The organism is Desulfovibrio sp. JC022 (assembly GCF_010470665.1).
Classification (GTDB): domain Bacteria; phylum Desulfobacterota; class Desulfovibrionia; order Desulfovibrionales; family Desulfovibrionaceae; genus Maridesulfovibrio.
This window is the reverse complement of sequence record NZ_VOPZ01000011.1, coordinates 40,956-64,001: the sequence shown is the minus strand read 5'-3', so window position 1 is coordinate 64,001 and position 23,046 is coordinate 40,956. Positions and strand designations below refer to the sequence as shown.

Genomic DNA, 23,046 nt, shown 5'->3' with positions numbered 1-23,046 from the left:
TACACACTCCAGCATTTTTCGTCAACAATATCTGATACAAAATTGATACATGCATAGACTGTCTCGATGCAACCTATAGATCGTTCTTTTTTTAACAATGTTGTATGTTGTACCCTGTCCCCTTTTAGGGTTAAGGTCGGCTGGATTACGAAAAATTTACGAATCTCGATTCACAAGAACAATTTTAAGGATATGTAATGGCTAAGAAAAAAAGTCGTATCGGACAAATTCTCCTACTAATATTACTTGTTGCGGTTATCGGAACCGGTGCCTACCTGCTTTACAAGGACACAACTTCACCTCAGGCCACCCTGACACCGAACAAAGGATTTGTAACTTACAAGACACCAATCAATGTAAATATCAGTGACACGCAGTCTGGCCTTAAGGCTGTGAAAATAATTCTTTCACAGGGCGAAAAAAAACTGACCCTCACGGAAAAAACTCTTCCCAAAGGCAGTTTTGATTACAATGAAGATATTTTGATCAAGAAAAAACAGATCAAGGAAGGCCCGTTTGAGCTGGCAGTCTGGGCTGTGGATACCTCACTCGCCGGATTCGGCAGCGGCAACGCAGTCATCGCCAGAGGTAATTACACTCTTGACACCATCGCTCCTAAAATCACTGTTCAAACAACTACCCATAACCTTAATCAGGGCGGCTGTGGACTGCTGATCTACAATGTCAATGAAACCCCGGCCAAAACCGGTGTTCAGGTAAACGAAGACTTTTTTCCGGGCCACAAACAGCCGGACGGAACCTACGCCTGTTTATTTGCCATGCCCTACTACACTGACAAGAAAGATTTCAATCCGGTGCTGATTGCAGAAGATGAAGCTGGAAATATGCGCAAGGGATCATTCTGGTACCACGCCAACGGCAAGAAATACCGTCATGACCGCATTAATATTTCCGACCGCTTTCTGAATACCAAGATGCCCCAGTTTGAAGGCGATTTCCCCGGCCTGCCCAGTCAGGTTCAGCTTTTCCTGAAGGTAAACCGTGAACTGCGCAAGAAAAACAGGGCTGAACTTCACCGTGTGGCTGAAGACACCTCCCCTACTTTCCTCTTCGAAGGAAAATTCAAGCGTCTGCCCAATGCCGCCACCCGTGCAGACTTCGGCGACAAACGCACATACTACTATGCCGGAAAGGGCATCGACAAACAGACCCATCTGGGAATCGACCTTGCCAGCACGCGCCAAGCTCCTATCCCTGCGGCGAACAACGGACGAGTTGTACTTGCAGAATCCGATTTCGGCATCTACGGCAATGCTGTAATTATCGACCACGGTCTCGGGTTGCAGACCCTCTACTCCCACCTGAGCCAGATCAGTGTGGAACCCGGCGATATGGTCGCCAAGGGGCAGGTCATCGGTAAAACAGGTGCCACAGGTATGGCCGGTGGTGACCACCTGCACTACGGTGTCATCTGCGCCGGTATCCCGGTCAATCCCATTGAATGGTGGGATGGACGCTGGATCAAGAACAACATCAGCAACAAGCTGAAATAAATAAAATTTATTTTATCCTGTAAAACTAAAAAATCCCGGACAATTACTTGTCCGGGATTTTTTAGTTAGAAGACTTATTTACTTCCTTGACTCCGCATAAAATAAATCCTGCCAGTATGGCCGTAATCGGCGCAACCAGTACCAACCCGACACTCCCCACCAGCGTACGGAAGATCTCCGCCGCCACAAGCTTAAAATTAAGCATGCGGGTAAATGATGTCTCCTTGGTAACAAAAAGCATGAGCATGGTCAGATAGCCGCCGGAATAGGCCAGCAGCAAAGTTGTAGTCATGGTTCCCGTAACCATGCGCCCCACGTTAAAGCCTGATGCAATCAATTCATTACGGGTGATATCCGGTTTTTTATCCAGAACCTCATTCATGGAAGCGGCAACGTCCATGGCAATATCCATGGCTGCACCGGAAGCACCGAGAATGACCGAAGCATAAAATATATCAAGCAGATCCAGTGTGTAGTGCCCTGAAAAGATCAGCATGGTCGCAAATGGCGCGGTCATACCTGCCAGTTTAAGCTTTTCACCAAAAAAGAGGGTCAGGGTCAGGGCCAGCAGCAAACCGCAGAGAGTGCCCATTGTAGCCACCACTGTGACCCGTGAAAATCCGGCAACACAGGTAATAATGACTACGGTCAGCAAAGTAAGAGTAATTACGGTCAGCAGAATGGGGTTACCTCCACTTAGCAGGCCGGGAATAAAAAATTTCCAGATAATATAAAAACTGGTGATAAAACTGAACAGAGCTTTCAAGCCGATTGAACGGGCATATATCAGTAGAATAATAACAAACAGACCGAACAGAGCCAGCTCCCAGCCCTGACGGAACTGGTTCACAGCTCGTGCTTCCACGGCTTTTCCGTCATTGATCCGAACAGCCATGAGGATTGTGTCTCCGGGATGGAAAATCTCGTCCATCTCCGGCTGTCCGGTCAACTGGTTCGGCCCGGTTACAGTCTGCCCTTTGGCTTCCCCCTCCTGCAAAATGGCAGTAACATGCTGCCCGCCGATACGGGCTGTACCCATCTCAACAAGGGCTTCATTATTCACTGCGGTAACAGTAGCACGCAACTCGTGCATGCCGGTATTCAGGTCAGGACCGGAATTCTCAGACTGTAACAATCCGATAATGCCGACGATCATCAGGATAAAAAAAATCGGGGATATAAACCTTTTCATGGATACCTCTTAATATGGAAAAAGGCCCCCGCTCATGCGGGGACCTTTAAATCATAAACAAATATGCCTTTTATCCGTAACAACTATTTGTTGTAGGGAATCTTGGAGTATTTTGTCTGAGGACCGAAGGTATCACCCAACAGAGCCTTGGAATCGGTGTGCTTGATGTCAGAAAGTTTAACTTCCATGACTTCAGCCATACGGTTGGGGATATCGGTGTTATCGATAAACCCGGTGAATCTTTCAGCCCCCACACCGATGGAGGTTGCAGGAATAAAAGTTCCAGTGTGAACAAAAGAGGACCAGAACATACGTGCACGCTGAGAGATCAGGTCGGTAACAGCACACATGGTCGGGGTGTAAGCGTAACCGTAGTTGGTCTGCTTGTCCGCGGGGAGGTGCTGGTTTTTATCCTGAACAACCATTGCGTCAGCAAGGATTTTGTCTTCAGAAGGAGTACGATCGGTCAGGCCCCACTGTTTTTCAACGTATGCGATGAAAGCAGCGTGGCGTTTTTTAAGATCAGACTCTTTCTTACAGAGCTTGTTGTAGTATTTATCGAGGTTATCTTCAGCAGAAACCTGAACTTTTTCGAGTTCTTTGAGGTTCAGGAAGTAACCTTTGGAGTCCATGGAGATACCCAGAGCAACACCACCGGTTTCGTGGTCGGCAGCAGTTACGATGAGAGTTTCTTCAGGGTGTTTCTTGTAGAATTCGTATGCAACTGCAACTGCTTCATCCATAGCGATGGTATCCAGAATAGTGGAGGTCGGATCGTGAGCGTGAGCTGCGTGGTCAATACGGCCGCCTTCAACCATCAGGAAGAAAGGCTTGTCCTGAGCATCAAGAGACTGAACAGCTTTCTCGGTCAGTTCAACCAGAGCAGGAAGTTTGTTTTCGGTGAGCTTGCTGTTACGGCGGTCAACTTCGTAAGGAAGGTGGCTGTATGTCAGAGCTGCGAAAACTTTTTCGCCTTTCTTGGGCTTGTAAGCGCGGAATGCATCGCGGGTGGAGTCACCAACGAAAGTCTTGTAGCCTTTATCAGCGAACATTTTAACAACGTCTTTGTCGTCTTTACGCTTGGACTTAAGGCCCTGTGCGTTGTCCTTTGCAACATACTGACGGTAGCCGCCGCCTGCAAAGAAATCAAAACCGGAATCAGCCTGATCTACAGCGATTTCATTTGCTGCGTTACGATCAGGGTTGTGAGCGGAGAAGGAAGCAGGAGTAGCATGAGTCAGGCGAGTAGAAGTAACAATACCTACTGCATAGCCTTTATCCTTTGCTGCTTCAGCAATGGACTTAACATCAGTTCCGTCAGGAAGTTTACCGACATAACCGTTAGTGGTTTTGTAACCACAGGCCAGAGCGGTTCCGCCAGCTGCGGAGTCGGTGATCAGGGTGTTATCGGAATAGGTGGTAACCAGTGCAGACTGAGGAAAAGTGTTCATGACCAGCTTAGCGTCAGCGTCATTCTTTTCCATTTTGTTGTACAGCTCAGCAGCCATACGCTGTGTGGGTCCAAGACCATCACCAATGAAGTAAAATACATACTTGGGCGCACCGGCAAATGCGGTAGCCGCTACCATTGCCAGACAGACAGCCAGAACCAACGGGCGAACAATCCTTCTTAACATAATCACATTCCTTACCGTTTCGAGTTATGCCTCATGCCGAAAACCGGACATGAAAGCTGTAATGCTCCCTTCACGCAAACATCCGGCATCACTCCACGCCGCATATCCACGAAAGTTCACAATGCAACATTGCATATAGGTAATTGCGAAGCTCAGGCAGGATCAGCCCGCATCTTATGTGATCCTCCGTCTCCAAAATGGAGACCTTCAAAACCCACAGCAACAACACAATATTTTTGCTTTATGCAAAAAATTTTTCCAACTTTTAAAGTGTTTGGAAGTATTGTCAATGGGTGTTTTTCAAAAAGCTATCAGAAAACAATCGTAACACAATTGTAACAATCTGGAATTCAATTAAAAATAATAAGAATAATAAAATTAAAAATAAAAATTTATTTTCGAATTGAATCATAATAAGAACAACACTTGATCGTTTTAGAAAACAATATCTTAAATTCCGACCCAATTGGTTCGTTTCTGAAAAAAGAAGAGCCTCTCAATACTTAGCTGACAAACAACAGACCTACCCTTCTTGCTGGGACAAACTTTCCTTTCCACGAGGTTTCGATTGTTAAAAAATCGATTATTTTTCCCACCATGTTTAAAACACAATAATTACCACAGCCCTATCCACTTGAATTCATGAGTTTCAGGCCACTTGGTCCATATTTTGTAATATTTCATACAACGAGGGGATAAAATTTCCGCAACTAAAAAGGGAAGGTGGAAAATGTGGAAATCAATCATCATAACTACAGCCCTGATGCTATTCGGACTGGTTAATGCTCACGCTGCTGATTTCGGTTATCCCGAAAAATCAAAGCAGGCAAAAGCACAAACCATTACATCTGTAGAAAAAGAAATATCCTTCAGCGACATAATTACCGGACTAAATATCAGTGACGAGATGAGTACAGGACTTATTTTCGGTCTGGACGGCCCGGATACACCGGCCCACGACGGTCCCGACGGGCACCCCGGAGTATTCGGATTGGGGTTGGGGTTCAACTTCAGCTTTTAGACTGATTAAAAAGAGTCGACTTATCTATCAGTTGCCAAAAAATTGATTCGGCTGTGGCTTTGCGCCCTCCTCCTTTTGCCTGTCCATTGGTCAGGATAACAAAATAGTAACCATTATACCTGTAAGCCACTGCTGTGTATATCCCGGCAAAATTTCCATTATGGCCCACGGCATCATATTTGTTCATCACTCCAAGACCGTATGAAATTCTTCGGGCCACCGGCTGAAAATCCATCTGTTCAGCAAAAATACGTTTACTAAGTCCGTATCCATTTAAAAATGCCTTATTCCATTTCATCAAATCCGAAACCGTTGAAACTCCGTTTCCTGAACACCAAGCCCATGAAGGATTAATTCTCAGGCTCAAATCAATCACCTTTCCGGTTTGAGGATTGTAGTCATGGCCCCTCGCAAATGGTTCCGCAATGTTGGCACTTTTGACCGGAAAGGATGTAGACTTTAAGTTAAGCGGAGCAAGAATACGCTCATAAACCTGATTTTCAAAACTGTCCCCGGTGAGTTTCTCAATGATCAATCCCAATAAAACATAATTAGAGTTGTTATATTCAAATTTCCTTCCAGAACGGTAATTAACCTCATTACCGAAACTTAATAAATGTTCCGGAGTCCAATGCATCCATGGCCTTTCCCTGAACAATTTCAAAAACTGGGCATCTTCAGTGAAATTTCTCAAACTGCTTCTCATCTGCAACAAATGGCGGACAGTAACGTGCTCGTCCTTGGAAACAATTTCCGGCAGAATTTCATGAACTTCTGTATCGAGTTGAACCCGGCCCTCGCTGGCCAGCATCAACACTATTGATGCGACATAAGTCTTAGTTATGCTCCCCACCCTAAATTTCAAGTTTTTACTCATGGGTTTACGGCTGCCCATTCGGCGTATACCGGCTCTATAGAACAAAATTCCACCATCAGGTTTTTCAACCATCAGCACAGCACCGGGGACGTTTAATTCTTTAATTGCCTGCTGCAATATTCGGTTAAAATCGTTGTGCCCGGCCGCCTCAGAACAGATATAAATCATCAAAACAAAAAGGATCACAAATAATAAAGCAAACCCTCTCCTGCTCCAATGCTCATACATCTTTTTCCTATATATTCTGTAACGACTATCCATACTTACCCATACCACAAAAAGAAGCACACCTGAACAGCATATAAAAAAAGGATGCCCTGAAACAGAGCATCCTTTTAATATTTTTTGTGTAATCAAGCTTAATGCGGCTGAGCCTGATATTCTTCCTTGATCAGGTTGAGCGCAATGGGGGAGGCACTGTCTCGCCCCCGGAACAACTCTTCCGCAGAAAGGCTGTCCAGCGCGCAGCTGAGGACTTCGTCCATATTTTCCACCGGAATGATCTCAAGATCCTTAAGGATTGCATCAGGCACGTCCTTAAGATCTTTCTTGTTATCAATGGGAATGAGTACGGTCTTGGAAAGTCCGCGATGAGCAGCGAGCAGTTTTTCACGAAGTCCGCCAATAGGCAGAACGCGTCCGCGCAGAGTAATTTCCCCGGTCATGGCCAGATCATGGCGTACCGGAACATTCAGAAAAGCGGAAGCAATAGCCGTACACAGAGTAATACCGGCAGAAGGTCCGTCCTTGGGAGTGGCACCTTCAGGCACATGGACATGGATATCAATCTTCTCATGAAAGTTCGACTTTAGCCCGAACAGATCGGAACGGGAGCGGATATATGAAAGCGCAGCCTGAGCTGACTCCTGCATAACATCACCGAGCTTACCGGTAATAACCACTTTACCCTTACCGGGCATAAGCACAACTTCCACCATGAGCATTTCGCCGCCCACCTGTGTGTAGGCAAGGCCAGTGGAAACACCGACCAGCGATTTCTCTTCACTGGCTCCATGGCGAAACTTAAAGACTCCAAGAATCTTACTCAGATTCGCGGTAGTAACATGAACACTCTTGCTCTTATCTTCGGATTCAACAATCTTCATTGCCGTCTTTCTACAGACCTTAGCAAGTTCGCGCTCAAGGTTACGGACACCGGCCTCACGGGTATAAGTGCGGACAATGTCGATCATGGCATTATCAGAAATGGCGAGATTATCTTCGCTCAGACCATGTTCCTTGACCTGCTTAGGTAACAGGAAGTCCTTGGCAATATGCACTTTTTCTGTCTCGAGATAACCGGGCAGCTTTATAATTTCCATCCTGTCCTGCAAAGGCAGCGGGATAGAATGCAAATCGTTTGCAGTGGTGATGAAAAAGACCTTGGAGAGATCGTAATCCAAATCAAGGTAATGATCATTAAAAGTTCCGTTCTGCTCCGGATCAAGCACTTCAAGAAGAGCCGCGGAAGGATCGCCCCTGAAATCGGTACTCATCTTATCCACTTCGTCAAGACAGATCACCGGGTTGCTGTATTCGCAACGTCTCAGGGACTGGATAATTTTACCCGGAAGCGCGCCCACGTAAGTACGGCGGTGTCCCCTGATTTCAGCTTCATCACGTACTCCACCCAGCGAGAGGCGCACAAATTCGCGGCCCATGGCCCGAGCTATGGAGCGGGCGATGGATGTCTTACCGACACCGGGAGGACCTGCAAAACAAAGAATGGGGCCTTTGATGGTATCCACCAGAGACTGCACGGCCATATATTCAAGGATACGTTCCTTGGGCTTTTCAAGACCGTAATGATCTTCATCCAGAATCTTGCGGGATTCAGCTATATCAAGCTTGGTCTTCTTATATTTGTTCCAGGGAAGCTCCATAATCCAGTCCACGTAGTTGCGGACAACGGTATACTCGGCAGAAGAAGGAGCCATCTGACGCAGCTTCTTAATTTCCTTGAGTACCCGCTCTCTGGATTCGTCTTCCATATTCTTTTCATTGAGCTGTTCTTCAAGCTCATGAGCCTCAGCTTGAGGGTCATCCTCACGGCCCATTTCCTTATTGATAGCCTTGAGCTGCTCATTGAGATAGTACTCGCGCTGGTTCTTTTCCATCTGCCCTTTGACGCGGTTCTTGACCCGCTTTTCAATGGACACGATTTCAATTTCACCGAGCAGGAGTTCATAAACCGCTTCCAGCCTTTTGATGGGATCAACCATCTCAAGAATTGTCTGCTTCTTGAGAAACTCCACCTTGAGGTGGGGCATGATTGAATCAGCCAGCTTTCCGGCAACCCGGATAGTTGAAATAGCCAGAATGGTCTCAGGTGCGATTTTCTTGTTCACCTTGCCGAACTTTTCAAGTGCTTCGTGAACAGACCGGACCAGAGCTTCGGTGGTATGTTCTTCAGCAGGCAAATCATCCACTCGGTCAATATTTACCAGCGGAAAATTTTCACCGAAAACAACATCGCCGGATTCAGGATTCCAGCGGGCACGATACATCCCTTCAAACAACACTTTAATAGTGCCGTCAGGAAGCCTGAGCATCTGGAGAATCTTACTGACAGTCCCTACCTGAAAAAGATCTTCAGGCTCGGGTTTTTCTTTTTCGGGAAACTCCTGAGTGACCAGAAAAATCTTCTTATCATAATCGGCAATGGCTTCTTCAATCGCTTTAATTGAAGACTCGCGGCCGACAAAAAGAGGCACAATGGAACGCGGGAACATGACAACTTCCCGCAGTGACATCATCGGAAGAATATTTTGTTCAGCGGACTCATTGCCACCTTCTAAAACTGTGGACGACATATATCCTCCTGCTTTTAACCCGGAAACGTCTTTAAACCAAACGAGAACAAACAATACATCCGTTCACAGGATGGACACCTAATCAGGTAAAAAAGTTATTTTAGCACGTCAGTTAAATGAATAACTGCAACGATTAAATTTCAAAAAAACAATAAAACAGATAACCCTACAGAAACATGTAATAATACCTGCATCCGTTTTGTCAAACCACAAACTGTTATTAATTACATTATTTAAAAATAAACAACTGGAGAGAGTCATAATAATTATCGGCAAATAATCAGAAGCAATTACCCCTGTAAATCAGGAGGACACAGATTGTTTAACAGGCAGCGAGACAACAAACTTTGTCCAGTTTCCATGGGAAGAGGAAACGTCCAGTTTCCCTCTATGGAGATCAGCTATAATGAAATATGAAATCGCCAGCCCAAGCCCGGTGCCCTCACCCACTTTCTTGGTGGTATAAAAAGGTTCAAAAATACGCTTACCCTCTGATTTATCAATCCCCTGTCCGTTATCTTCAATTTCAATATTTACGTACCCCTCCTGCTCAAAGACCCGGAGGATAAATTTCGGTCCTCCAGCCCTGTACCGCTTTGCATTCATGGACTGAGCACTGTTTTTTAACAAATTCAAAAAGACCTGTTGAATCTCGCTTCCTTCACAAAAAACGCTCGATATATCAGAGTCATACTCGCGGACAATTTCAATCTTTTTAAAATCATATTTAGTTGAAAGATCGTACTCGTTGCCAGCAAGCTCAATTGTTCTGTCTAAGAGTTTTGAAACATTATGCTCTCTGAAACTATCCTGATTCTTACGGCTGAAACTGAGCATATTTCTTACTATTTTTCCAGCACGGTCCACCGCACCGGAAATCCCTTCAATAATTTTGGGAATATCCCGATCATTCATATAACCGTGCAACTCATTAAGATCGAGATTTCTAGCCTCAGCTGCCTTTTGATTCGCCGGCAGATCACCTAAAACGCGCCTTGTTATATTCTGGGCTCCCTGAGCAATGATTCCCAATGGATTATTAATTTCATGGGCCATACCTGCCGCTAGGCCTCCCACTGAAAGCATTTTCTCATTTTGAACCAGCATATCTTCCAGCCGGACACGTTCGGTAACATTTTCAATCTGTACGACAACACCGTCCTGTTCCCCGGAACAAATAGGATAAATCATGATGTCATCATAAAAAATGTTTCCATTTTCCCTGCGCGCGACTCTGGGATCAGTCCAAATTTCACGATCACGCAAAGACTCCCTGACATGTTCCATATACGGGCTCAGACGGGGGAAAACATCAGCCACCTGCTTTCCTACAGCCTGTTCATCACTGATACCGGCTACTTCCGAAGCCTTCCTGTTCCAACGGGTAACCTGTCCTTTGCTATTCAGGCCGATCAGAATAAACGGCATGGAGTCAATAATGCTCTTTAGTTGGTTACGCAGGTACCTGATTTCCTCAAGAGAGCTTTTCAATTCGGTGATGTCTGTATGGGTGCCAATCATTCGTACAGCCTTCCCGGTCTCATCCCTTTCCACTGCATTGCCACGCCCGAGAATCCACAGCCAGTTGCCATCTCTGGCCTGCATACGAAATTCAACTTCAAAATTTTCTATCTCATTATTAATGCACCTATTATTCACTTCAAAGGCACGACTACGATCATCTTCATGTATAAGGTCAACCCATGAATCAACATGGGAAGGAAGCTCGTTTTCACTATAACCGAGCATGGCCTTATATCCGGGGCTGTAATAAACATCGTCTGTTTCAATATTCCAATCCCAGATTCCATCCTTATTAGCAGCCATAGCAAGTGCAAAACGCTCCCGACTCTCACGGACCATTTCCTGTGTTCGGCGCAACTTTAAATAGGCCATGGATAAAGCAATTGAAAAAACAAGCAGCACAGCAATAATGAACAGCCCGGTAAGAATCTCAATTCTATGCGCGCCCCACACAGACTCAGACTCATTTACGATGAAACTGCCGGCAGGCAGACCGGAATCCCTAATCTTAAATCGATCAAGTACAATACGGTCGAAGATAAATTTATTGGCATCTATTCCTTCCACTACAGGAATATCCTTCACCGGAGTTCCGTTCAAAATATCAAGAGCAATACGCCCGGCGACAACACCCTGTTCATGATGCGATATAACCTTACCACCAATAATCCCGGCCCCTATGCCATGCTCATAAAGATGAAAAACAGGACGACTGCTGCTTGATATGATTTTCTGCAACCCTTCTTCAAACGACAGTGAAACACCATCTTTATCACGATATGCAGAAAGAAGAAGAACGGCAGTCTCATTCGGAAGCCTGCCCAATATCTCTTCCATTTCCGCCCAGTTCATCCTTTTCAGGGGAATTTCAACAAACTTTATCTCCGGGAAATCATCATTGAGGCTATTCACCTGTTCTAAATCGGCCTGCCCGCTGGGTGTTGAATCCACAATTAAATAGATAGTTTTAAGTCCCGGCACTAAATCAGAAACAGCCTGAATATTATCACTTATGGAAACAGCCTCAATTACACCGGTTATATTTTCATTAATATTCATTGAGCGGGCCAAAGACTGATTATTCACCCCGCAAAAAACAATGGGAGTAGCAGGAAAAAGATCCTTTTTATTTTTAACAACAAAATTCAAGGCATTATCATCAGAAGTAACAACAACATCATACTTATCCAATGACGCGAGTTTCATCTTTAACAGTCTGCGGAAAGCAATAAGATTCTTTTTATTCATAAACCGCTTGGAATCCATGAACTCCACATCAAGATGAACCCCAGCCGGATCAAGCACAGATCTAAGTCCATTAATCTGCTTAAAAAAAGTCGGAAATCCGGGGTGGTAGGAACTGATAAGCAAGACTTGAGGCTTGGCGTGCGAAATCGCAGGGTGCAAAAAGGCACAAATAAACAGAGCAAAAACATTAAGTACAAGAATCTTTTTCATGTGCTGGCCGACCTGAGAAATATAATATTTAAATTAAATTTTTCATACGCCATTACTCGGATAAAGCCAATCCCATATGATAAAAAACATCCTTTCTCATAATAAAATTTCCGGCAAACCCTGCATAAAGAAAAAAGCCTCCGGTCCCAAAGGAACCGGAGGCTTAACTGAAGACTAACGTATATTCTGACTAAGCGCTTTTGACTTCATTATGGAAGAACAAAATGGGTTCTAACCCATTCTCAACCACACTTTTGTTGATAACGCACTCTTTAACTCCAGTCATGGAGGGGAGCTTATACATGATGTCCAGCATAATGGACTCAAGAACATTGCGCAGACCACGGGCACCTGTTTTACGCTCAACAGCCTTGGCTGCAATGGCCTTCATAGCGTTGGCAGTAAAAGTCAAACGGACGCTGTCCAGTTCAAACATCTTCTTATACTGCTTGACCAAAGCATTCTTGGGCTCCTGAAGGATGCGCACCAGATCGTCTTCGGTGAGCTCGGAAAGAGCTGTCTGCACGGGGATACGGCCGACAAATTCGGGAATAAGACCGAACTTGACCAGATCCGCCGGCTCTGCCTTGGAGAAAAGCTCGCTGATGCCCTTATCGGACTTCTGCTCTACCTTGGCACCAAAGCCGATACCGGAACCGGACATGCGCTGCTGCACAATGGTATCCAGACCGATGAACGCACCGCCGAGGATAAACAGAATATTGGAAGTATCGAGCCTGATGAATTCCTGCTGGGGATGCTTACGCCCACCCTTGGGAGGAATATTGGCTTCGGTTCCTTCAATAATCTTGAGCAGTGCCTGCTGCACACCTTCACCGGAAACATCGCGGGTGATGGAAGGACTGTCTCCCTTGCGGGAAATTTTGTCGATCTCATCTATGTAGATGATTCCGCGCGATGCGGCGTCAATGTCATAATCGGCATTCTGCAAAAGCTGCACGAGAATGTTTTCAACATCCTCACCCACATAACCGGCTTCGGTCAGTGTGGTGGCATCCGCAATGGCAAAGGGAACTTTAAGAACTCTTGCCAGAGTCTGGGCCAGCAGGGTCTTACCGGAACCGGTAGGCCCGATCAGCAGGATATTGCTCTTATCGATTTCAATATCGTCATTGCCGCAGGCCTGAGTGTACTGCACACGTTTATAATGATTATGAACCGCTACAGCCAGAATCTTCTTAGGATGTTCCTGACCGATAACATATTCATCAAGCAATTCTTTGATTTCCTGTGGTGACAGGAGCGTACCTGCATCAAACTCCTCACCGACCGCTTCCTGAGCCATGATGTCATTACAAAGCTGGACACACTCGTCGCAGATGTAAACATCAGGCCCGGCGATCAGTCGCTGCACCTCATCCTGAGACTTGGAGCAAAAGGAGCAATGAAGGTCCTGTCCTGAACCTTGGTTTTCATTACTCATCAGGAATTAACCTTCCTTGGATTCAATATTTCCGCGATTCTCCAGAACCTTATCAATGAGACCGTATTTAACGGCTTCTTCGGCGGACATGAAGTTATCGCGATCAGTATCCTTCTCAATCTCTTCTGCTGTTTTGCCGGTATTCTCGGCCATGATAGAGTTGAGGGATTTTCTAAGTCTTAAAATTTCTCTAGCCTGAATATCAATGTCAGTAGCCTGACCCTGTGCACCACCCAGAGGCTGGTGAATAAGGATGCGGCTGTGCGGCAGGGAATAACGCTGCCCTTTCTCACCTGCACTGAGCAGGAATGCGCCCATGCTGGCGGCCTGTCCCATGCACAGGGTTGCCACCGGAGCAGAGATGTACTGCATGGTATCGTAAATAGCCATACCGGCAGTTACGACGCCGCCGGGGGAGTTGATGTACATGTAAATTTCTTTTTCCGGATCCTCGGATTCCAGAAAGAGAAGCTGCGCGCAGATTACACTGGCTACATGGTCATTAACTTCACCGCTGAGCAGGATGATTCTATCCTTGAGAAGACGGGAATAAATATCGTAAGCGCGCTCTGTGCGCCCGGTAGTTTCAACAACAATAGGTATGGTTCCAGACATCTATATCTCCCGGAAATATTTATTTATAAAAGGGAATTCAAATTAACGGAAAAAACCGCCCGAATCGGAACGGATAATCATTTAACAATTCATCCTAATCATTTGAAGGCTTGAGTACAAGCACAAATCCGGCGGGCTAAATTTTACACACTGTTAACCGCATATAGAATTATTCACAACCCGTTTTCAAAAAAAAATCAAAAGGCGGCGCGGTCAGAGAACCGCGCCGCCTTACATATTTATTCAACCGGTCGAGATTACTCTTCGTCCTTCTTAACAGGATCGATTTCAGTAACATCGGCGTTTTCGTAGATGAACTCGGCAGCCTTGTCAGCAAGCAGTCTGTCCTTAAGAGGAATGAGGAGATTATTCTCTTCGTAGTAGGACTTAACAGAGCTAAGGTCCTGCTGGGTCTGCTGTGCGATCTGGTAGAGAGCACCTTCAATTTCCTGGGGCTGAACTTCGAGTTCTTCACGCTTAGCAACGGTGAGCAGGAAGATTTCAGTACGTACTGACTCTTCAGCTACAGGACGCTGTTCATCGCGAAGCTCTTCCATGGATTTACCAAGAGAATCGAAGCTTTTACCGGCACGTTCTGCGCGGCCGATAACATCAGCAACCATACGCTCAAGACGGTCTTCCATAAGGGAAGGAGGCAGCTGGAAGTCAAGTTCTTTTACAATACCGCTGACCAGCTTGGTCTGTGCGGCAGACTTGTTGAGCTGCTTACGGTTTGCAGAGTAAGACTGTTTAACGATTTCACGCATTTTTTCAACGGACTCGAAACCGCCTGCCTGCTTAACGATATCGTCAGTGAGTTCAGGCATTTTGCGTTCTTTGATCGCGTGAACAGTAACCTTCATGGTTGCAGTCTTGCCAGCAAGGTCGGCGTTGATGAAATCTTGGGGAAAAGTGATGTCGGTTTCACCGGACTCACCAGTCTTCAGGGTCTTGACGAATTCTTCAAACTCTTCAAGAGAGTGACCTTCACCGATGGGCAGGTCAAAGTTGTCAGCCTGCACGCCGGGAATGGGCTCGCCGTCCATTTCTGCAGAGAAAGTTACGGAAGCGAGTTCGCCGTCCTTAGCGGGGCGATCGTCTTCAATGGGAGCGATCTTGGCCATGGACTGGAGCAGTCTGGTTTCAACGTCCTTGAGCTCATCTTCAGAAACTTCAGCACGCTCTTCTTCAACGGAAAGACCGAGATAGCCGGGAGTATCGAATTCAGGAACGATTTCAAACTTAATGGTGTATTTGAAATCTTCACCGCGAACCAGTTCCTTGGCGTCAACATCGATCTTGGAAACCGGAACAAAGGACTCGCCGTTGAGGATTTCGTTGATCTGGTAGTTGATCAGGTCAGTGGTAGCTTCGCTGATGATCTGTGTTTTGTACTTGGACTGAATAACAGATGCGGGCACTTTACCCTTTCTGAAACCTTTAACCGGGGTCTGCATCTTGTACAAAGCAACGGTTGCGTCCAGAGCTGCACCAACTTCCTCAGCAGGAACATCAACTTTAATCTCTCTCTCTACCGCTGAAACTTCTTCAATATTAAAATCCATCTTAGGCATCCTCCTAGAAAATATATCCGCCATGCGAAACCGCTACGGCAGTTGTGTACTTTGGCTTGAGTCGGTCAACGTGAAGTCTTTCACATTATTCCAACAAAAGAACTGGGATTATTTAGGCAGTTTCTCCACAAAGTCAACCCCCTTAAGGGAGTTCATGCGCAAATAATGAGCAGATTTCTTTAATATCCCGTAAAAAACACTGCCTAAACCAAAACCGCACTTCTTATCATTAAATATAAAGGCGAAACCCCGTAACGGAATTTCGCCAATAGCAAGGAGGAGATGCGTATTTAAAAATTCTATGCCGCAAGTTTCAGCTTGAGACCATCCCTTTTCGATTCAAAACGTTCAATCAAGGCCGCCTGCCCTTTATGATCCGGATTGAGAAAACCTATGGCAAGATCATAGGCAAGCACAGCTTCTTCCACTTTGCCGGACATCTGCAATACAACGGCAAGATTATTATGCAAGGTTGCCCGGTGGATTTTCTTGGACTTGCACTGCGACATCTTGATCGCGGCCTTAAGATTGGTTTCAGCTTTTTTAAAATCTCCTTTATTACAAGCCTGCATACCTTCTCTGTTCAGTTCCCACGCTTTTCCGAGTTTGCACATAATAATCTCCTGAAATATATTCAAATTGGTTTTGGAAAATTTACTAACCGTGTTGGTTGAATAGAAGATATTGAAAACGATTCTCAATGTCAAACATTAATTTAAAAAAATAAGCCCTGCCCAAAAGGACAAAGCTTATTAAGTTCTCCGGAGCACTTCCACGGTGCTCTTTCCACAAAAACTATCAACCCTGACAGGCAAATTTTGCAGGCTTATTTTCCCAAAAAATCCTATCAGTAAAGCGTACATACCACGCCGCAGACTGGACCTGAATAATATATGCAACAGCTATCACTAAAGCCGCATCAGAACCCTGGGGACCAAAGGCATTGATGGCAATAGCCAGCGCAATAGAGAGATTGCGCATTACCGAGCCATAGACAAGGGCGATGGCATCACCACGCGACAGAAAGACTTTACCGACCAAGGTACTCAAAACAAAATTGAAACCATAAAGGATCAACAGCGGCACAAAAATACTCAACAGAACTTCCGGTGCCGATGCAATGGTTTTTGCTTTCAATGCGATAGCGACAAACACGATCCCAAGCACACCAAGAGTTGAAAGCGGCGGGAATTTTGGGCCGACAGACTTCTGAAATTCAGCCTGACCATACCGTCCCACCAGAATCCTCTGGGTCAAAAAACCAAGTGTCATGGGCAGGAAAACAATAAATACAATCTGCTTAAACACAGCCATCAAATTAATTTCAATGGAAGTTCCCATAAGCATCTTTACAAAAAAAGGAGTAAGCAAAGATCCGGCAATCAAGCCTACAACAGTCATCTTAACCGCAGCCGACATATTACCCTTAGCAAATCCGGTCCATGATATAGTCATACCGCTGGTCGGAACCAGTCCGGCTAAAAGAAGCCCAAGAGCCATGTATGGTTTATCAGCAAAGAAATACATACCGAATCCGTAAGCTACAAAAGGGACAATCCCGAAGTTGATCAACTGAGTCAGAAACTGAGCCTTGCCATCACCGCCCTCAAACACTTTCTTTAATTTAAGGGTAACCATCATGGGATAAACCATCAAAAAGGTGAAAGGAATAATCATGGACTTAAGCCATGCAGGATCAAAGCTTAAACCATAAAGAAACCCGGCAAGCATCATTAATGGAATGGCTACAATTAAATTCTTTGTAATTTTCTGTAAAATAGTCCACATATCTTTACTCCAATACTTTAATATTCATTTCGTTGCCCTACCCCGCTCTCATGAATTAAAAACTAAACCACAGAATCAAGCCGGGCATTGACCTCGATCAACAGTACGTATTTTAATTGGACTAATCATGACCAGAAAGCAGATTGAAAAAGAAATCAGTGAATTGGCACTCTTTACGAAATTAAAGAAAGAGCAATTGGAAAGACTTTCCGGCCATGCTGTCATAAATGAAATTCCCAAGAAATCCGTATTCTTCAGCGAGGACAAGACCTCAAAAGGACTTCACATCCTACTTACGGGAAAAGTTAAGCTTTTCAAGATATCGGACGAGGGCAAAGAACAAACGATTTTCGTATTCGGCCCCGGTGAACCGTTTTGTTTATGCTCGGTCTTTTCAGACGGAGTCCTCCCGGCAAACATGAGCGCACTGGAAGACAGCCGGGTACTTTTCATCAACCCTGCTGAATATGAAAAACTGGTACAAGAAGATCCAACCATCCTGATGCAAATGATGCGGGTCATGTCCAGAAGACTTAAAGACGCTATGGAAATGATTGATTCACTTGCGCTCAAACAAGTACCCTCAAGGCTCGCAGCCTATTTCCTCAGCCGGGAAATAAGCGGACTTGTGAATATGGACATTTCCTACCGTGAACTTTCCAAGATCATCGGAATTACCCCGGAAGCCCTTTCCCGAACCATGAAAAAAATGAGCGCGGGCGGCCTGATTGACGTTAACGGCACAGAAATAAAGATTCACGATCGTGAAGAACTCAGCCGTTGCAGCGATGGAGGATGTCTGCGCTAAACTCAAGACATCACAGCCTGAGCAACTTTGTACTATTCAATAAACTCCTCCCCATGCGATCTTCAGATCACAATGAAAACCAGTATGGAGGAATCAATGAATTTAGCAGCATTTCTGGCCTACAGCATAGTGGTAACTTTTACCCCCGGGCCATCTAATATCGTAATCTTTTCCACAGCACAAAATCATGGCTACAGGAAAGCCCTTGAATTCGTAGCCGGGGCAACTGTTGCATTCGGTCTCCTGCTCAGCCTTTCCGCAGCACTGAACAGCTATCTGTTTAGCATAATCCCACAGGTCCAAACCATCATGGCTATCATCGGGACAACATACATGCTCTATCTTGCATGGAAAATCCTGCACATGGACGATGGCGGAAAATCAGACCAGAGCGGTGGTTTCATGACCGGGTTCACCATGCAGTTCATCAACCCTAAAGTTGTTCTCTTCACCCTGACCGTAATCGGCAGTTTCGTGATCCCCGCATTTTCAGACCCTCTGGACATCGCCCTGTTCGTGGCTATACTGACTTTTATCGGATTTTGTGCCTACAGTTCATGGGTCGTACTAGGAACGCTTTTTCGCCGTTACCTGCGCCCCTACCAGAAACAGGCCAATATCATTTTGTCGCTGACAATGATCTATTGTGCATGGTCCATATCAGGACTCCAAAATTTTATATAACAACTCAAGCCATGCGGGAATTCAACTACACACATCATGACGACCTGACCGTACTTTCGGCCAGATTTGATGAATTCAAGTACAGGAAACACTCCCATGAGGAATACGCCATCGGAGTAACCCTGACCGGAATTCAAAAATACTGGCTGGAAGGTGAAATGCTTTATTCAAAACCGGGCGGAATCATGCTTTTCAGCCCGGAGCAGCTGCATGACGGCTGCTCCGGCGACGAGACAGGTCTGGAATATGTAATGACATACATTCCCCGGAAACTATTTGAAAAAGTATCCGGCAGAAAAGACGTGTTAAAGTTCTCAACCCCGATAATTAAGGATCAGAAACTGGCCGCAAACATAATCAACCTGACCCGTTCCATTGAATCGGGAAAAGGCGACATGCTGACCAGTGAACTGATCATGAACGTAATAGACCGGGCGGCAAATAGCGTTGAAAAAAGAAAAGTGCCCCGAAATTATAAAGCCGTGCGCCGCGCTGTTGAAATGATGCACGACAGTTTCGAAGCACCGCTTAAGCTGGATGAAATATGCAAGGAAGTGCAAATGTCGAAATTCCACTTCATCCGCCAGTTCAAAGCAATTAAAGGCCTCTCGCCCTATCAGTTCTTTCTCAGTTGCAGGACAGAGCAAGCCAAGAAGCTCCTTGATAAAGGTGAAGAATTATATGCTGTAATGTTAAATTGCGGTTTCTACGACCTCTCGCATTTCAACCGTCAGTTCAAAAGCGTCTACGGACTCACAGCCCACGCCTACGCGCAACTGTTGAATAAATCCCGCTGATCAATCCCCGATATCAAAATCACCCCCGGAATCGAAATCAGCACCGGAATCAATATCGGTATCAACGGAGCTTGCATCTACCTGCTCATCCATAGCGTTCATAGCAGCCATATTATGCATATGCGCCATGCCCATTCCCATCATCATGCCTTCATCTTCCTGCGTACGTATATAAGCTGCCCTGCGCGTGCCCCGGCGATACATTTTGCGCATCACCCACCAGATCAGCAGACCGCAAAAACTGAGTAAGCCACCCATAAAAAACATGGCCAGCGCATCATCTGAGGTAGTATCCGGTTCTAAAAATCCGGCAACAATCAGTAACGCCCCCGGAAAAAACAAAATTGAGCCCAAAATGAAAAGAATAAATACCCTGATCCTGACTCCCCAACTGACTGCCATATTTACTCTCCTTGCTGAGATTATTCGGTCTCATTTTAAGGATAGCATATTTCAGCTCACATCTCACGATTTAAGGAAATAAAAAAACCGTCCCTTCGTGAAAAGAGACGGTTCATTCGTACGATTTCAAAAAATATTATTTTTCCAAATCCTTATTTTTCATGGGCAGCTCGTAATGGTCCACTTTACCGGAAAGCATATCCATCAATTTGTAGATACGCCCTTTCCCGTCTTCCCATTTGTGGCCATCCCATTTCCCTACTTCCAGCCAAGCGCGCCCGGCTTCATATCCATCATTATAAGCTGTAATCTTTGCATCAGCTAAATACAGAGCAACGATCCACGACCACCGCCCCTCATATTTTAATGTCCATTCACAAACATCCTCAGAACTGTCTTGAGGATAAATGTCCGGGGTTATTCCCTGCTCTCTTAACCATTCTTTAAGCGTTGTTTTAAACGTTTCTCTAGTATCATCATGCACTATGATGCAAACTTTATCAGCCTCAAGAATCTCAGGAACAGGTTCGTTAACAACTTCAATGGAGGTGCACCCTGCCGAAAGGCCTAAAATCATAAAAACCCAAAACAACTTAAAATTCTGCACCACAACACCTCATTTATTATTTATGCCGAGATATAATGGTTCAACTATCCGGTCAAGAAAGCATCTCGTTAAAAGTGAAACAGGCCGCATTGAATAAACAATGCGGCCTGCTTCGGACAATGGAGTACGGGACCGTACTAGGAAGAAAGTTGTTTAATCAAAGTGTTAAGTTCATCACTCATCCTGACCAACTCGGAACTGGCTTCATTGGCGGCATGCATGCCTTCCGCCGTCTGTGAGGCAATGGAATTGATGTCATCAACTGCCCGGTTAATCTCCTCACTGGTGGCAGACTGCTGCTCAGCAGCTGTGGCTATGGACTGAACCTGATCAGAAGTACCGTTCACTATTTCAGCGATTCTTTCAAGAGTCTGCCCGGAGCTATGTGCAATTTCAGTTGACTGCCCCACGGCATCACTTGCAAGCTTAACACCTTCAATGGAACGTTGCGCTCCATCCTGAATTGCCTTGATCGCCTTACCCACTTCATCGGTGGCGGTCATGGTCTTTTCCGCAAGCTTGCGGACTTCATCAGCAACAACTGCAAATCCGCGCCCAGCCTCACCGGCACGGGCAGCCTCGATCGCAGCGTTTAAAGCAAGTAAGTTAGTCTGATCGGCAATATCCTGAATAACTGTGATAACACTGCCCACAGAATCAGTCTGCTTACCCAGATCCCCCATAAAGGTACCAAGATTGGTAGCATGTGTATTCATGGTTTCTATGGATTCGACAAGTCTGCGGCCTTCATTCTGCCCTTCGTGAGCATTATCCGCAGCGGAGGTAGCATTTTCAGCAGCATCAAGGGCATTACGCGCAACCTCAAGGGTGGTGCTGTTCATCTCTTCCATGGCTGAAGCAGTTTCGGTAATTCGCTCAGACTGTACAGCAGCCCCCTTAGAAGCCTCTTCAATCTGGGAAGCAATTACCCCGGCAGCGGAATTGACCTGTCCTGTTATATCTACGAGTTCAGCGGCAACACTTGCTACGCGCTCGGCGTTTTCCTGAATCTCCCGCTGTTGCTGTTTCACCTCAGTGAGATCAAAATAAATAGTCAATGCACCACACAACTCATTATCAAGGTCATAAAAGGGCTCACCGGAAAACTGCAATTCATGAAGCCCTCTTTCACCTTCAAAAGAAGTTTCACCTTCGATCCTGATACCTTCGCTTACAACACGGTCAGTGCGTGTTTTCCGAGAATTATCACCATAAACATAACCGCCGGTAGTCAGACCATAGTACTCTTCAGGTTTACCTTTTTTTCCTGAAATCTTGAAAAGCCTGCTACCAACAAAGTTAACCTTTGCTTCAGCATCACAGGTCATAAAAGGATATGCCTCTGCGATAGCATTCAGCACACCTTCTGCGAATCCGATCCTTTTTTTCAAAACATCAATAGTACTGCAAAGCTGTTCACCCATGCGGCCATATTCACTTTCAGCGCACTCAGGTCTGTTGGAATTAAAATCTCCTTCAGAAACTCCTTTTAAATAATTCATAATTCCGTCCGCTTCATTAGAAGCACTGCCGGCAACCACCTGAACAGTAATTCCCCCGCCCAGCAGGACAACTGCAAAAACAACAACAGCTGTGACCAATGAAATAGATCCCGGATCACTGACAAGTTCAGCGGCAGCAAAAACTGACAACGCCCCCAAAAATGCGCAAACCACAACGCCAATAAGCAATTTGATCTTCATAGCACCCTCAACCTCAAAAAGGTTCAAAAGAAAATAATCCACCCCATATGGAATCAGCTTCAAGTTGAGCAATTATGAACAACAACGAACACACTGTAAGCGATTCCGAAAAAGTTATTTTCGAAATTACTCAATCAAACCACTTGAGTCAATAAATTGTGACATTTTCATCAACCTAAATGTCACATTCAGAAAATTATTTGAATTTTAAAAGACATACTCGATAGTCAAAACATAATAATCAAATAAATTATGATCATCCAATCTGCTTATGAAAATTTCAATCAGATTGCAGCACGATGAATATCACACGAATTTAATAGATTTTTCTTGACAGATGAGCTTAGTGATGGATAGTAAAACGTTCTGCGCGGGCAATTAGCTCAGTTGGATAGAGTGTCAGCCTCCGGAGCTGAAGGTCACAGGTTCGAATCCTGTATTGCCCGCCAGAATAAAAAAATTTAATGTCCCATAGGACACTTTAAGCCCTGTAAACACAGGGTTTTTTCTTTTCTGCTTGTCCCATACACTCCCATGCGGTCTGTGGACATACTCACCAATTGTGAGTACATTTGTGAGTATGGTGAG

18 protein-coding genes and 1 tRNA gene are annotated in these 23,046 nt (G+C 45.3%); 6 read left to right on the top strand and 13 right to left on the bottom strand.

Features of this window, described 5'->3' with window-relative positions:
- The first annotated feature begins 197 nt into the window (after nt 1–197).
- A complete protein-coding gene (locus FMS18_RS17325) occupies nt 198–1,514 on the top strand; it encodes a M23 family metallopeptidase (RefSeq protein WP_163295927.1) in 1,317 nt (438 codons plus the stop codon).
- 61 nt (nt 1,515–1,575) lie between these two features.
- Here FMS18_RS17325 and FMS18_RS17320 read toward each other — a convergent pair whose 3' ends face one another.
- Nucleotides 1,576–2,706, bottom strand: a complete 1,131-nt coding sequence (locus FMS18_RS17320; protein WP_163295926.1) for a YibE/F family protein — start codon at nt 2,704–2,706, stop codon at nt 1,576–1,578.
- A gap of 83 nt (nt 2,707–2,789) precedes the next feature.
- Complete coding sequence (locus FMS18_RS17315; protein WP_163295925.1) at nt 2,790–4,343, bottom strand: alkaline phosphatase; 1,554 nt, start codon at nt 4,341–4,343, stop codon at nt 2,790–2,792.
- A 730-nt stretch (nt 4,344–5,073) separates the two neighbouring features.
- On the opposite strand from FMS18_RS17315, the gene FMS18_RS17310 reads away from it, so the two are divergent.
- Complete coding sequence (locus tag FMS18_RS17310) at nt 5,074–5,364, top strand: hypothetical protein (RefSeq protein WP_163295924.1); 291 nt, start codon at nt 5,074–5,076, stop codon at nt 5,362–5,364.
- Here FMS18_RS17310 and FMS18_RS17305 read toward each other — a convergent pair.
- The 8 genes from FMS18_RS17305 to FMS18_RS17270 form a co-directional block, all read right to left on the bottom strand.
- Nucleotides 5,354–6,598 (bottom strand): serine hydrolase, encoded by a 1,245-nt coding sequence (locus tag FMS18_RS17305; RefSeq protein WP_239061086.1) that lies wholly within the window; start codon nt 6,596–6,598, stop codon nt 5,354–5,356. The genes FMS18_RS17310 and FMS18_RS17305 overlap by 11 nt on opposite strands.
- A 2-nt stretch (nt 6,599–6,600) precedes the next feature.
- Entirely contained in the window at nt 6,601–9,054 is a 2,454-nt protein-coding gene (gene lon / locus FMS18_RS17300) for an endopeptidase La (protein WP_163295923.1), read from the bottom strand.
- Between the two features lie 303 nt (nt 9,055–9,357).
- Nucleotides 9,358–12,036 (bottom strand): ABC transporter substrate binding protein, encoded by a 2,679-nt coding sequence (locus tag FMS18_RS17295; protein WP_163295922.1) that lies wholly within the window; start codon nt 12,034–12,036, stop codon nt 9,358–9,360.
- A 190-nt stretch (nt 12,037–12,226) separates the two neighbouring features.
- On the bottom strand, nt 12,227–13,480 hold the full coding sequence (gene clpX, locus FMS18_RS17290; RefSeq protein ID WP_163295921.1) for an ATP-dependent Clp protease ATP-binding subunit ClpX: 1,254 nt from the start codon (nt 13,478–13,480) through the stop codon (nt 12,227–12,229).
- 6 nt (nt 13,481–13,486) lie between these two features.
- The gene (gene clpP, locus FMS18_RS17285) at nt 13,487–14,095 is read right to left on the bottom strand and encodes an ATP-dependent Clp endopeptidase proteolytic subunit ClpP (protein WP_163295920.1); all 609 of its coding nucleotides are present in this window, start codon (nt 14,093–14,095) and stop codon (nt 13,487–13,489) included.
- A 257-nt stretch (nt 14,096–14,352) separates the two neighbouring features.
- The gene (gene tig / locus FMS18_RS17280) at nt 14,353–15,660 is read right to left on the bottom strand and encodes a trigger factor (RefSeq protein WP_163295919.1); all 1,308 of its coding nucleotides are present in this window, start codon (nt 15,658–15,660) and stop codon (nt 14,353–14,355) included.
- A gap of 308 nt (nt 15,661–15,968) precedes the next feature.
- Nucleotides 15,969–16,283 carry a tetratricopeptide repeat protein gene (locus FMS18_RS17275; RefSeq protein ID WP_163295918.1) on the bottom strand — a complete coding sequence of 105 codons (315 nt, stop codon included), beginning with the start codon at nt 16,281–16,283 and terminating at the stop codon, nt 15,969–15,971.
- Nucleotides 16,284–16,467: 184 nt separating this feature from the next.
- Nucleotides 16,468–17,457, bottom strand: a complete 990-nt coding sequence (locus FMS18_RS17270) for an arsenic resistance protein (protein WP_163295917.1) — start codon at nt 17,455–17,457, stop codon at nt 16,468–16,470.
- Between the two features lie 127 nt (nt 17,458–17,584).
- Between FMS18_RS17270 and FMS18_RS17265 the strand changes: the two genes are divergently transcribed.
- The 3 genes from FMS18_RS17265 to FMS18_RS17255 all read left to right on the top strand — a co-directional run bounded on the left by FMS18_RS17265 (nt 17,585) and on the right by FMS18_RS17255 (nt 19,746).
- Complete coding sequence (locus FMS18_RS17265; RefSeq protein ID WP_163295916.1) at nt 17,585–18,265, top strand: Crp/Fnr family transcriptional regulator; 681 nt, start codon at nt 17,585–17,587, stop codon at nt 18,263–18,265.
- 96 nt (nt 18,266–18,361) lie between these two features.
- Nucleotides 18,362–18,949: a LysE family transporter gene (locus FMS18_RS17260; protein WP_163295915.1), complete on the top strand. Its 588-nt coding sequence runs from the start codon at nt 18,362–18,364 to the stop codon at nt 18,947–18,949.
- Between the two features lie 11 nt (nt 18,950–18,960).
- Nucleotides 18,961–19,746 (top strand): AraC family transcriptional regulator, encoded by a 786-nt coding sequence (locus FMS18_RS17255; RefSeq protein ID WP_163295914.1) that lies wholly within the window; start codon nt 18,961–18,963, stop codon nt 19,744–19,746.
- On the opposite strand, the gene FMS18_RS17250 is transcribed toward FMS18_RS17255, so the two are convergent.
- The 3 genes from FMS18_RS17250 to FMS18_RS17240 all read right to left on the bottom strand — a co-directional run bounded on the left by FMS18_RS17250 (nt 19,747) and on the right by FMS18_RS17240 (nt 22,458).
- Nucleotides 19,747–20,148, bottom strand: coding sequence for a hypothetical protein (locus tag FMS18_RS17250; protein ID WP_163295913.1), 402 nt, complete (start codon nt 20,146–20,148; stop codon nt 19,747–19,749).
- Nucleotides 20,149–20,284: 136 nt separating this feature from the next.
- Nucleotides 20,285–20,755 carry an Sbal_3080 family lipoprotein gene (locus FMS18_RS17245; RefSeq protein ID WP_163295912.1) on the bottom strand — a complete coding sequence of 157 codons (471 nt, stop codon included), beginning with the start codon at nt 20,753–20,755 and terminating at the stop codon, nt 20,285–20,287.
- Nucleotides 20,756–20,892: 137 nt separating this feature from the next.
- On the bottom strand, nt 20,893–22,458 hold the full coding sequence (locus FMS18_RS17240) for a methyl-accepting chemotaxis protein (protein WP_163295911.1): 1,566 nt from the start codon (nt 22,456–22,458) through the stop codon (nt 20,893–20,895).
- Nucleotides 22,459–22,830: 372 nt separating this feature from the next.
- Here FMS18_RS17240 and FMS18_RS17235 point away from each other — a divergent pair.
- Nucleotides 22,831–22,907: transfer RNA gene (locus FMS18_RS17235), tRNA-Arg, on the top strand.
- Nucleotides 22,908–23,046 lie beyond the last annotated feature (139 nt).

Excerpts from the sequence above, each read along its gene's own strand:
- FMS18_RS17325 (WP_163295927.1), top strand. The coding sequence starts at position 198 with ATGGCTAAGAAAAAAAGTCGTATCGGACAAATTCTCCTACTAATATTA.
- FMS18_RS17250 (WP_163295913.1), bottom strand. The coding sequence starts at position 20,148 with ATGGCAGTCAGTTGGGGAGTCAGGATCAGGGTATTTATTCTTTTCATT.
- FMS18_RS17320 (WP_163295926.1), bottom strand. The coding sequence starts at position 2,706 with ATGAAAAGGTTTATATCCCCGATTTTTTTTATCCTGATGATCGTCGGC.
- FMS18_RS17315 (WP_163295925.1), bottom strand. The coding sequence starts at position 4,343 with ATGTTAAGAAGGATTGTTCGCCCGTTGGTTCTGGCTGTCTGTCTGGCA.
- FMS18_RS17310 (WP_163295924.1), top strand. The coding sequence starts at position 5,074 with ATGTGGAAATCAATCATCATAACTACAGCCCTGATGCTATTCGGACTG.
- tig (WP_163295919.1), bottom strand. The coding sequence starts at position 15,660 with ATGGATTTTAATATTGAAGAAGTTTCAGCGGTAGAGAGAGAGATTAAA.
- lon (WP_163295923.1), bottom strand. The coding sequence starts at position 9,054 with ATGTCGTCCACAGTTTTAGAAGGTGGCAATGAGTCCGCTGAACAAAAT.
- FMS18_RS17255 (WP_163295914.1), top strand. The coding sequence starts at position 18,961 with ATGCGGGAATTCAACTACACACATCATGACGACCTGACCGTACTTTCG.
- FMS18_RS17295 (WP_163295922.1), bottom strand. The coding sequence starts at position 12,036 with ATGAAAAAGATTCTTGTACTTAATGTTTTTGCTCTGTTTATTTGTGCC.
- FMS18_RS17260 (WP_163295915.1), top strand. The coding sequence starts at position 18,362 with ATGAATTTAGCAGCATTTCTGGCCTACAGCATAGTGGTAACTTTTACC.
- clpX (WP_163295921.1), bottom strand. The coding sequence starts at position 13,480 with ATGAGTAATGAAAACCAAGGTTCAGGACAGGACCTTCATTGCTCCTTT.
- FMS18_RS17265 (WP_163295916.1), top strand. The coding sequence starts at position 17,585 with ATGACCAGAAAGCAGATTGAAAAAGAAATCAGTGAATTGGCACTCTTT.
- FMS18_RS17275 (WP_163295918.1), bottom strand. The coding sequence starts at position 16,283 with ATGTGCAAACTCGGAAAAGCGTGGGAACTGAACAGAGAAGGTATGCAG.
- FMS18_RS17240 (WP_163295911.1), bottom strand. The coding sequence starts at position 22,458 with ATGAAGATCAAATTGCTTATTGGCGTTGTGGTTTGCGCATTTTTGGGG.
- clpP (WP_163295920.1), bottom strand. The coding sequence starts at position 14,095 with ATGTCTGGAACCATACCTATTGTTGTTGAAACTACCGGGCGCACAGAG.
- FMS18_RS17270 (WP_163295917.1), bottom strand. The coding sequence starts at position 17,457 with ATGTGGACTATTTTACAGAAAATTACAAAGAATTTAATTGTAGCCATT.